Source organism: Micromonospora sp. KC207 (assembly GCF_004348615.1).
In the GTDB taxonomy this organism is placed as follows: Bacteria; Actinomycetota; Actinomycetes; order Mycobacteriales; family Micromonosporaceae; genus Micromonospora.
Genome location: NZ_SMKJ01000255.1, coordinates 1 through 10,442 on the forward strand (window position 1 = coordinate 1; position 10,442 = coordinate 10,442).

General features: G+C 72.8%; 8 protein-coding genes. 5 read left to right on the forward strand and 3 right to left on the reverse strand.

What is annotated here, in order from left to right; genetic code table 11:
* Positions 1-2,509, reverse strand: a 2,509-nt coding sequence (locus E1258_RS25350) for a sensor histidine kinase (protein WP_243715677.1), incomplete at its 3' end; no start/stop codon positions are given.
* Positions 2,510-2,956: 447 nt separating this feature from the next.
* Here E1258_RS25350 and E1258_RS25355 point away from each other — a divergent pair.
* Positions 2,957-4,138 (forward strand): ABC transporter substrate-binding protein, encoded by a 1,182-nt coding sequence (locus E1258_RS25355; protein ID WP_132405536.1) that lies wholly within the window; start codon positions 2,957-2,959, stop codon positions 4,136-4,138.
* A 45-nt stretch (positions 4,139-4,183) separates the two neighbouring features.
* Here E1258_RS25355 and E1258_RS25360 read toward each other — a convergent pair whose 3' ends face one another.
* Complete coding sequence (locus E1258_RS25360; protein WP_132405538.1) at positions 4,184-5,044, reverse strand: ABC transporter permease; 861 nt, start codon at positions 5,042-5,044, stop codon at positions 4,184-4,186.
* Positions 5,045-5,143: 99 nt separating this feature from the next.
* Entirely contained in the window at positions 5,144-6,172 is a 1,029-nt protein-coding gene (locus E1258_RS25365) for an ABC transporter substrate-binding protein (protein WP_132405540.1), read from the reverse strand.
* A 265-nt stretch (positions 6,173-6,437) separates the two neighbouring features.
* On the opposite strand from E1258_RS25365, the gene E1258_RS25370 reads away from it, so the two are divergent.
* From E1258_RS25370 to E1258_RS25385, 4 genes are all read left to right on the forward strand, one after another.
* Entirely contained in the window at positions 6,438-7,277 is an 840-nt protein-coding gene (locus E1258_RS25370) for an ABC transporter ATP-binding protein (protein WP_132405542.1), read from the forward strand.
* A gap of 2 nt (positions 7,278-7,279) precedes the next feature.
* Positions 7,280-8,281, forward strand: coding sequence for an LLM class F420-dependent oxidoreductase (locus E1258_RS25375; RefSeq protein ID WP_132405546.1), 1,002 nt, complete (start codon positions 7,280-7,282; stop codon positions 8,279-8,281).
* Positions 8,278-8,586, forward strand: coding sequence for a cupin (locus E1258_RS25380; RefSeq protein ID WP_036373076.1), 309 nt, complete (start codon positions 8,278-8,280; stop codon positions 8,584-8,586). Before E1258_RS25375 ends, E1258_RS25380 begins: the two co-directional genes overlap by 4 nt.
* Before the next feature lie 76 nt (positions 8,587-8,662).
* The coding region (locus E1258_RS25385) for a hypothetical protein (protein ID WP_132405544.1) at positions 8,663-10,442 on the forward strand (1,780 nt) is incomplete at its 3' end.

Sequence of the window (10,442 nt, forward strand, 5' to 3'; positions counted from 1 at the left end):
CCACCGGGGTGGCCGGGGCGACCGGCACCGGCGGGGCCGACGGTGCCATCCCGGCGACCGGGCCGCCCGGCAGCACCGGGGTCACCGGCACGAGCGGGGTGGCCGGTGCCAGCGGGGTGGCCGGCTGGGCGGACTCCCCGTTCGGCGACCGCCGGGGCAGCGGATCGATCGTCGGGTACGCCACGGTCGGGCTGCCGACCGAGATGCCGCCGCTGGGCGTGTACGCGGGCTGGGCCGGCACGGGCGGCTGCGGGGTGGGCGGCTGCGACACGGGCGTCACGGTCGGGATCGTCGGCTGGGCCACGGTGGGGCTGCCGAACGGTGCGGCCGACGTCCCGTCCTGGGCGTCGCCGGGCACCTGCCAGCGGGCCGGTGTCGGCGCGGCGGTACGCCACTGGTCGGTCAGGGTGGCGGTGCGACCGGCACCGGTCGCCGGCTCACCGAACCCGGCCGGGCTCAGCGGGGTCTGCTCGGCCGGGGCCGGCTGGCGCGCCAGGGTGAGCGGCGCCGGGACCGGCTGGCGTCCCCGCAGCGACGGCAGCACCACGGTCGAGCTGGGCAGGCTCACCTGGGCGACGGTGCCGCCCTCCACGTTGCGCCGAAGCTCCACCCGGATGCCGTACCGGGAGGCGAGGCGGCTCACCACGGCCAGGCCCATCAGCCGGAACGCGGCCACGTCCACGGTCGACGGGGCGGAGAGCCGGCGGTTGAGCGAGTCGAGCTGCTCGTCGGTGAGGCCGAGGCCCCGGTCCTCGACCTGGATCAGCACGTAGTCGCGGATCCGCCGGCCGTCGGCGACCACCACCGTGTTCGGTGGGGAGAAGCGGGTGGCGTTGTCGAGCAGCTCGGCGACCAGGCGGACGACGTCGTTGACGGCGTGCGCGGCGACCGAGATGTCGGTGTCGACCGTGCCGAACTCGATCCGGTTGTACTGCTCGACCTCGGACTGGGAGGCCCGCAGCACGTCGATCAGGAGCGCGTCGTCGCGGCGCGGCACGGCGGAGTCCGCGCCGGCGAGGACCAGCAGGTTCTCGTCGTTGCGACGCATCCGGGTGGCCAGGTGGTCCAGCTCGAAGAGCTGGGCGAGCCGCTTCGGGTCCTCCTCGCCGCGCTCGATCGCGTCCAGCTCGCCGATCATCCGGTCGACCAGGGTCTGACTGCGCCGGGCCAGGTTGAGGAACATCGCCGAGACGCTGGTGCGCAGCGCGGCCTGCTCGGCGGCGACCCGGACCGCCTCCCGGTGGACCACGTTGAACGCCAGGGCGACCTGGCCGACCTCGTCGCGGTTGGTCAGCTGGATCGGGTCCCGGACCTGCCGGACGATCTCCTCCACGCCGCCGTCGCCGACGTTGCCGATGGTCTGGAGCCGCTGCACCGCGTCGGGCAGGTCGTGGTTGGCCACCGACAGCGCGCCCTCGCGCAGCCGGCGCAGCGAGTGGTTGAGCGACCGGGCCAGCACCACGGCCAGGGTGACGGCGATGATCAGGGTCAGCAGCACCAGCACCGACTCGACGACCGCCTGCTGGATGACGTCCGCGCGGGCCTCCTCGGTCTGGTCGAGCAGCCGCTGCTGGAGCTGGATCTCGGCCCACCGCATCAGGTCGTTGACCGAGCCGATGGAGGCGGACACGTCGGCGGCGGTGACCAGGGGGGTCTGCCCGACCGACCGGGTCAGGTCGGCGGCCACCCGGTCGGCGAGCACGACCGCGTCGCCGGAGACGGTGCTGTCGACCAGGGCCCGCTGGGCCGGGTCCGCGGCCAACGAGAAGGAGACCAGGGCCTCCTGCTGGCTGGTGAGGGTGGCCACGAACGAAGAGAACTGCTCCTCGTCGAGCCGGCCGGTGGACAGCGCCGTGTAGGCGACGGCCTGCTCTTCGGCGACCGCTGCCTTCGCGTGGGCGAACGCGGCCACCGCCCGGCGGTTGTCGGCCAGGGTCTCCTGACCGGGCATCTGGGCGAGCGTGTCGCCGTAGGAAACCAGGTCGGTGACGATGACGCCGTAGCGCAGCGCTGCCTCGGCCACCGGCATCTGCTTGCGGTCCAGCACCTCCTGGCGGGTGCTGTTTAGCGTCCGCAGGTGGTCGTCGATGACCTTCAGCCGGTCCCGTACGTCGTTGGAGACCTTCCCGATGCTGCCCCGCTCGGCGTTGTACGTCTCGATGCGCGCGTCCGTGCTGCGCACCCGCAGGTTGTACTCGTCGACCCTGCTCTTCTCCCCCGGCCGGGCGAGGAGGGTGGCCGCGGCCATCCGCTCCTTGTGCAGGTCCTGGGTCAGCGCCGAGACGTCGATCGACAGGGCGGTCAGCGCCCGTAGCTGGGTCGCCTCGTACACGCCCTCACCGGTGGAGACCAGCCGGATGGTGGCGAGCGCGATCACCGCCGCGACCGGCACCACCAGGATCAGCGCCAGCTTCGAGCGGATCCGGGCATCCCGGAGTCGGGGCAGCCGTCGCCGGCCCCGCTCGTTCGACTCGCCGCTATCGGGCAGGGTCGTAGGTCCGGTCCTCACGACATCGCCTCCGTCGTTTCTTCCACGCCTGAACCGCCAACCCGTGTCCGGTGCAGCGGACAGCGCCGCGCGCGGCACGGCCGCGATTTCATCAGAGATGATCGTGTTTGGGAAGCCGCAGTGAGGCAGGAAACGGTCGCACGGCACTGATCGCGTGATCCGGTCAACTAATACCTTCATTTTCCCAAGCCCCTGATCAGGGCATGTGACTCCAGAGTGGTCGTCCGCTAATGCAAAGTAAGCATTTGCAGGCATCGGGTTGCCCCAACATGTGGGACGCTCGTCCCGAAAGCTTCGATGCATCCGCGCTTGACCACAGGGCCCGGCATTGGCAAGGTTTTGCAGGCTTCGCGCACACCGTACGGCAGACCAATCCCGTTTCTCCACTGAGGACGGAACAAGCGGCGGTGACCGGGCATCGCCCGCGCCGCACCTGGAGGACTTGAGTTGATCCCCATCCGCTCCGCGACCATCGCGGCGCTCGCATCGGCCGTTTTGGCCACCACGCTCACCGGTTGCCAGTTCGGCGCGGCGGAGCAGGACACGAGCCCGATTGTGATCGCCGTGGACCTGGAGTTGTCCGGCTCCGCGGCCCCGGTGGGCAAGGCGTACCAGCGCGCGCTGGAACTGAAGGCCGAACAGCTCAACGCTTCGGGCGCGCTGGGTGCCCGCAAGATCGAGCTCAAGGTGAAGGACAACCGCTCCGACGCGAGCGAGTCGCTGCGCAACATCGGTGACTTCAGCAACGACTCGCGGGTGAGCGCGATCATCATGGGCGGGTGCAACGAATGCGCCGTCGGCGCGGCCCGCACGATCAACGAGAAGAAGATACCGACGATCGCGCTCGCCTCGTCCAGTGCCGTTGCCACCCCGGTCGCCGACCGGCGGTACATGTTCAAGCTGGCCCCGAACGCGGCCGACAGCGCCGCCGCCCTCACCATCGAGTTGCGCCGCCGCGGCATCAGCGAGGTCGCCGTGCTCAACAGCGACGACAGCTACGGCCGGGAGGGGCTGGACTTGCTGCGGCGCGAATTCGACAAGACCAACATCCAACTGCTGGGCAACCAGTCGGTGAAGACCACCGACACCGACGTCAGCCAGCAGGTCCGCGCGCTGGCCGAGCCCGAGCCCGAGGCCATGGTCGTCTGGACGCCACCGGAGCAGGCGATGCTCGCCGCGAGCGCGGCCCAGCCGGCCGGGTTCACCGGCTCGCTGTTCTTCGACGCGTCGGCCGCCGGGGAGTTGTTTCTGGGCGCGTCGTCCCGGTCTGCGGAGCGGGCCACCCTGATCTTCACCCAGACCATGGTGATCGACGACGTCATCGCCACCACCCCGGCCAAGGCGGCCCGCCGCCAGTGGTTCCAGGACTACACGGCCCGCTTCGGCGGCTACAACGGCTTCTCCTCGTTCGCCGCGGACGCCGTACAGCTCATCGCCGACGCCGAGCTGCGCGCCGGCGGCGCGCCCGGCAAGGCCGGCCGGGACGGCCTGCGCAACGTACTGGAGACGTCCCAGATGGACGGCCTCTCCGGCCCGATCCGGATGACGCCGGACAACCACTCGGGGCTGATGCCGCAGGCCCTCACCACGCTGGTCGCCCGGGGTGGGCGCTGGCGGCTCGCGGGCTGACGACGGTGGGGCCCGCCGGTCGCCCGGCAGGCCCCACCGTCGCTCTCACCTCGTCGAGGTGGTCTCCCTGACCCAGGGCAGTGCGAGGCGCTCCACGAACACCAGCGCCGAATAGAGCAGGATGCTGACCAGCGCGACCAGCATGATCGCCGCCCACGCGGTGGCGGTGTCGCCGATGCCGGCGTACTGGGTGATGACGTACCCCAGGCCACTCTCGCCGGCCTGGAACTCCCCGATCACCGCGCCGATCGCGGCCAGCGGCATCGCCACCTTCAGCCCGACGAAGATCTGCGGCAGCGCGGCCGGGAAGCGCACCTTGCGGAACGCCTGCCACCAGGAGGCGTTCCAGGAGCGGACCAGCTCCGCCAGGTCGGACGGCGTGGTGGTCAGCCCGGTCGCGGTGGAGAGCACGATCGGAAAGAAGCAGAGCAGGAACACCATGGTCAGGATGGGCTTCTGACCCCAGCCGAGCGCGACCACGAGCAGCGGCCCCAGGGTGATCTTCGGAACCGCGTTGACCGCGACGAGCAGCGGGGTGAACATCCGCTCGACGGTGCGCGAGGCGGCCAGGGACAGTCCGAGCAGAACGCCGGCCACGGCGGAGAGCGCGAAGCCGATCAGGATCTCCAGCATGGTGTCGAGCGTGTGCTCCAGCATCCGGTCCGGCTTGTCGGTGAACGCCGACAGCACCGAGCCGGGGGTGGGCAGCGCGGCGGGGTGGACCAGCTCCAGCCGGGCGGTGAGCCACCACACCGCGAACGCGACCAGCAAACCCGCGGCGGGCAGCAGCAGCCCGTTCGCGCCGGCCCGCGCGCCGGCACCGAGGGCAGCGCGCCCGCCGGCGGCGCGGTGCCGGTCGACGGGCGGGGCCGCGAGCGCCGGTTCCGGTAACCGGAGGTCGGTCATCTTCTCCTCCTCATCCATTTGGCGCAGAGGCCGGGAACGGAACGGGGGTACGCCCTGCCGGAGGCCGGCAGGGCGTACCCCGGTGACTTGTCGGACCGGTCAGGGCTGCGGCACGAGGCTGAAGTCGATGATCTGGTCGGGGGTGATGTTCTGCTTGAGCGAGCCCGCGCCCTGGAGGATCGCGATGCTCTTGGCGACCCGGCCGCTGTCCAGCGTGCCGATCTTGGTGCCGGAGTTGTTGGACCGGACGTACCCGGCCATGAGCTGAAGCTCGGCGGCAGCCGCCGCCGGGTTGGTGGCGTCGATGTTCTTCTTCAGCAGCTCGGCGGCCTCCTGCGGGTTCGCCAGGGAGTACTCCAGGCCCTTGATCAGCGCGGCACTGAACCGCTTGACCATGTCCGGCTTCTCCTTGGCGATCTTGCTGGAGGTGATCAGCACGTTGCCGTAGAGGTCCTGCATCACGTTGCTGTAGGGCAGCAGGACGGCCTTCTTCTTGGTGACCGCCTCCACCGTCGGCTGGCCCACGACGAACTGACCGATGCCGTCGACGGAGCCGGAGGCGAGGGTGCCCATCAGGGTCTGCGGCTCGCCGTTCACCCAGGTCACCTTGCTGACGTCCACGCCCGCGAGCCGGGCGTACGTCGGGAAGAGATTGCGGACGACGGACGCCGGGGCGTCCGCGAGCTTCTTGCCCTCCAGGTCCTTCGGCGAGGCGATGTTCTTGCCCTCGACCGTCACAATGGCCGCCATGGTGCGCTGCTGGATCGCCGCGACGGCGACGAAGTCCTTGGCCTGGCCGTTGCCGAGCTGGAGCAGGCCGCCGGTAAGGTCGATCGGGCCGAAGTCGGCCTGACCGCCGACGACGGTCTGGATCACCGCGCCGGTACCCTGACCGGGCTTGATCTCGACGTCGAAACCGGCTTCCCTGAAGAAGCCCTTCTCCTTCGCCACCCAGGCGTAGGAGTCACGGCCGAAGTTGCCAAAGGAAGTGAGGTACGTCACTTTCTCCAGCGACTTGCCGTCGCCGCCCTTGGCGTCGGACGCGTCCGAATCGCTGCTGCAAGCGGACACCAGGGTGAGGGCGGAGGCCAGGAGGGCCGCGGCGACCGTGCGGGTCAGCCTGTTCATCTGTGCACCATGTCCTTTCCGACCAGGGGCGATACGCCTCGGGCCGGGTCGTCGAGAGCGACGGCGTCGACAGAGGGGGGAGCCGACGCCACCGTCGTGAGGGGACTCTTCGCCGGCACAGACTACGCAAGGGACCTGCCGGTGTAGCGAGGAGTGTCTGTTGCGGAACGGAAACGAACTGATCTCCACCCCGGATGGTGGCGCGTGGATCGCGGCGGGCTACCCTAGCTGCGATCCTGACCGTCCACTCAGGGAGGCAGCGGCGATGATCCGGCTGTCCGGCGTGTCCCGCACCTTCGACGGCCGGGCCGGCCGCGTCGAGGCGCTGCGGGGTATCGACCTCGACGTCGCCGAGGGCGAGTTCGTCGCCGTGCTCGGCCGCTCGGGTTGCGGCAAGTCCACCCTGCTGCGGATGGTCGCCGGGCTGCTGCCGGTAACCGCCGGGGAGATCACCGTCGCCGGCACACCGATCACCCGCCCACGCCGGGACATCGCCATGCTGTTCCAGCGCCCCGCCCTGCTGCCCTGGCGGTCGGTGCTGGACAACGTGCTGCTGCCGGTCGAGATCTTCGGGTGGAAGCGGGCGAAGCACCGCGAGCGCGCCCGGGAGCTGCTCGAACTGGCCGGGCTGGCCGGGTTCGAGAAGCGGCTGCCGCACGAACTCTCCGGCGGGATGCAGCAGCGGGTCTCGCTGTGCCGGTCGCTGATCGGCGACCCCCGGGTGATGCTCATGGACGAGCCGTTCTCCGCCCTGGACGCACTCACCCGCGAGGAGCTTTCCGGCGAACTCCAGCGGGTGCACATGACCAGCGGCGCCACCGTCGTCTTCGTCACCCACTCCATCGACGAGGCGGTGCTGCTCGCCGACCGGGTGGTCGTGCTCAGCCCCCGCCCGGGGCGGATCCGCGCGATCGTCGACGTCGACATCCCCCGACCCCGGACCCTCGGCCGCAACGCCCACCTGGCCGACGTGGCCCGGGTCAGCGCCGAGCTGCACGAGCTGCTGATGGAACGGGACGGCCCCGCCGGGCCCGTCGCCCCGGCGTCGGCCGCCACCGGCGTACGCGAACCGGCGCCGGCCGGGGCCGGCGCGCAGGGGCGATGACCATGCGGGTCGCCGTCTTCACCGAGCCACACCGGGGCGCCAGCTACGACGACCAGCTCCGCTTCGTTCGGGCTGTCGAGGCGGGCGGCTTCGAAGGATTCCTGCGGGCCGACCACTACCAGTCCATGGGCACCGACCCCGGCCTGCCCGGCCCCACCGACGCCTGGCTCACCCTCGCCGCGCTGGCCCGGGAGACCACCCGGGTCCGCCTCGGCACCCTCGTCACGTCGGCCACCTTCCGGCTCCCCGGGCCGCTCGCCGTCATGGTCGCCCAGGTCGACCAGATGAGCGGCGGCCGGGTCGAGCTGGGCATCGGCGCCGGCTGGTACGAGCGGGAGCACACCTCGTACGGCATCCCGTTCCCGGACGTCGGGGAGCGCTTCGACCGGCTCGGCGAGCAGCTCGACGTGATCACTGGCCTGTGGCGCACCCCCGTCGGCGAGACGTACAGCTTCACCGGGAAGCACTACCACCTGGTCGACGCGCCCGCCCTGCCCGAGCCGGTCCAGCGGCCCGGCCCGCCGGTGATCGTCGGCGGGCGCGGTCCCAGGCGCACCCCCGAGCTCGCCGCCCGCTACGCCGACGAGTTCAACATGCCGTTCAAGAGCGTCGCCGAGACCGCCGCCGCGTACGGGCGGGTGGCCGAGGCGTGCGACCGGCACGGCCGCGTGGCGTCGGGGCGGGCGCCGCTCGTCCTCTCCGCCGCGATCTCGGTGGCGATCGGGCGCACCGACGCCGAAGCGCGGCGGCGGGCCGCGCCGCTGCACGCCATGAGCGCCCTGCCCCCGGAGGAATCGGTGGTGGGTTCGCCCGCCCAGCTCGTCGACCGGATCGGCGAGTTCGCCGCCGTCGGGGCGACCCGGGTCCACCTGCGGCTGATCGACCTGGCCGACCTCGACCATCTGGAGTTCGTCGCTGCCGAGGTGCTCCCGCAACTGGGGCGGCACGCCGCTCTCCCGGTCGAGCGCCCCGCCGATGCGGTGACTGGAGGCTCGACCGCATGACCGACGTGATCGACGGGACCGAGCTGGGCCCGGTGGGCCAGGAGATCGTCTACGAGAACGACCGGGTGCGGGTGTGGCACATCCGGCTGGAGCCGGGCGAGCGCCAGCCGCTGCACCGGCACGCCCACCCGTACCTGGTGATCGCCGTACAGGGCGCGAAGAACGTGGTGCAGACGATCGACGGGACCACCATCGACGCGGACGAGCCGACCGGCGGGGTCGTCTACCGCGACCCGGGCGCCGTCCACATGCTCACCAATGTCGGGGATACGACGTATCTGGCGCGGCTGGTCGAACTCAAGTAGTCGCAGGCCGGGCGCGTCGCCGCGCCGCGCGGCGCCAAGGTGGCGATCGGGCGCACCGGGCCGTAACGTGCCCGACATGGCCTTTCGGACGTGGGGCAAGCTGCTGCTCACCGCGCTCGGGGTGAGCGTGCTGGCCGGCGCCGGTCAGCTCGGCGTCGCCCACGGCTTCGGAATCGTCCGGATCGCCGGCGACTTCACCGACGCCACCGTCAACCGGTGGCCGGCCCAGCTGGTCTGGGTGGGCTGGTGCGCGGCGCTCGCCGCCGTGGTCGGCGCGGTGGTCACCGAACGGCTCGCCCGCGCCCACCCGCTCACCCGCACCGCGACCGGGCAGCTCGCACTGGCCGGCGCGGCAGCCCTGGGCGCGATGGTCGTCGCGCCGCTGTGCATGCAACCGGCCCGAGCCACCCAGCTCAACAGCGTGGACCCGGTCTGGGCGGTGGGCATCTGCGCGGCCCTCGGCGCGCTGGTCGGCGCCGGCGCGGCGCTCGCCGTGCTGCTCCGCCTGCCGCTGGGCTGGAACGTCGCGGCGGTCGCCGGCACGATCTGGTTCGTCGCCCTGCTCTCGGCCCTACCCGCCCTGGCCGGCACCGGCCCGCTGCCGACCGTACGGCTGGGCGTGTTCGAGCCGGGCTGGCTCGGCGCGGACACGGCGCAGCGGCTGGCCCCGCTGGTCCTGCCGCTGGTGGCCCTGCTCGCGGGCGCGGCCTCGGGCGCGCTGGCCCGCTGGCACGGCCACCCGCCGCTGACCAGCGGCGCGACCGGGGCGGCCGGCCCCGTGCTGGTCGCCTTCGCCTACCTGGCCGCCGGCCCCGGCGACTCCGCCGACCGGTACCAGCTCGCGCCCTACTACGGTGCCCTGATCGCGGTCGTCACCGGCGTGCTCGGCTCCACGGCCGCCGCCCTGGCCCGCTGGCCCCTCTTCCCCCGCTCCGACGAGGCCGAGGCGGGGGGCGACCTGCCCGGGACGCTCGGCTCGACCGCTTCCGGAGCACCCGGCGCGGGACTACCCGGGACGCTCGGCTCGGGCCTGCCCGGGGCACAGGTCGCCGGCAAACAGCCGGCGATCGTGCCGACGGACATCCTCCGGCCGCTGCCGACCGGCCCCACCCCGCCCGGGGCCGGCGGCCCGGCCGACCCGGACGCCCGCCCGGACGCGGCCACGGCCCGCCGGGTCCCGGCGACCGTCGGCGACCCACTGCCAGACGACCGCACCGGCGATGGCCGGGACCACGTCGGGGCCGGCGCTCCGGCCGGAGGTCCCCCGGCCCACTGGGAGTGGCCGATGGCCTCCGGGACGACCGCCGCCAGGCCCATCGGCGCGGTCGAGACGGGCGGGGCCACCGACGCGACCGCGACCGGCGGCGCCACCACAACGATCGAGGCCGGCGGGCCCACGGGAGCCGGCGGGGTGGCCCGCGCCGGCGACGTCAACTTCCCGGACGACGCGGCCACCACCGCCGGTGCCCTTGCCGCCGACGGCGGGGGCCCTACGGGTCCGGCCGCCGTCGCCGAAGCGGCGGGCACGTTGGACCCGGCGGGCTCCACCACCGAAGCGCCCACTCCCGCGCGGACGAAGGCGACCGGTGCGACAGGTGCCACGGAGAAGACCGCTGCGGCGGACGCCACGACGGCACCGGATGCTCCGGATCGCGTCGCACCGACCGCCGCGCCGTCCCCTGGCCGGCCCGGCCCGCTGCCCAGCGACGCAACCCAGCCGGTCGGCGACGTGACGCAGCCCGACGGGCCGACGTCGGCCCCGGCGGGCGGCCCCGCGTGGGACTGGTCCCTGCCACCCGCGCCGGACGGCCAGCCGAACGCCGGGACGGCACCGCGCCCCCGCCCCCGGTTGCCCC

Coding starts and splice junctions, on each gene's coding strand:
- E1258_RS25360 (WP_132405538.1), bottom strand. CDS start 5,044: ATGACCGACCTCCGGTTACCGGAACCGGCGCTCGCGGCCCCGCCCGTC.
- E1258_RS25365 (WP_132405540.1), bottom strand. CDS start 6,172: ATGAACAGGCTGACCCGCACGGTCGCCGCGGCCCTCCTGGCCTCCGCC.
- E1258_RS25370 (WP_132405542.1), top strand. CDS start 6,438: ATGATCCGGCTGTCCGGCGTGTCCCGCACCTTCGACGGCCGGGCCGGC.
- E1258_RS25375 (WP_132405546.1), top strand. CDS start 7,280: ATGCGGGTCGCCGTCTTCACCGAGCCACACCGGGGCGCCAGCTACGAC.
- E1258_RS25380 (WP_036373076.1), top strand. CDS start 8,278: ATGACCGACGTGATCGACGGGACCGAGCTGGGCCCGGTGGGCCAGGAG.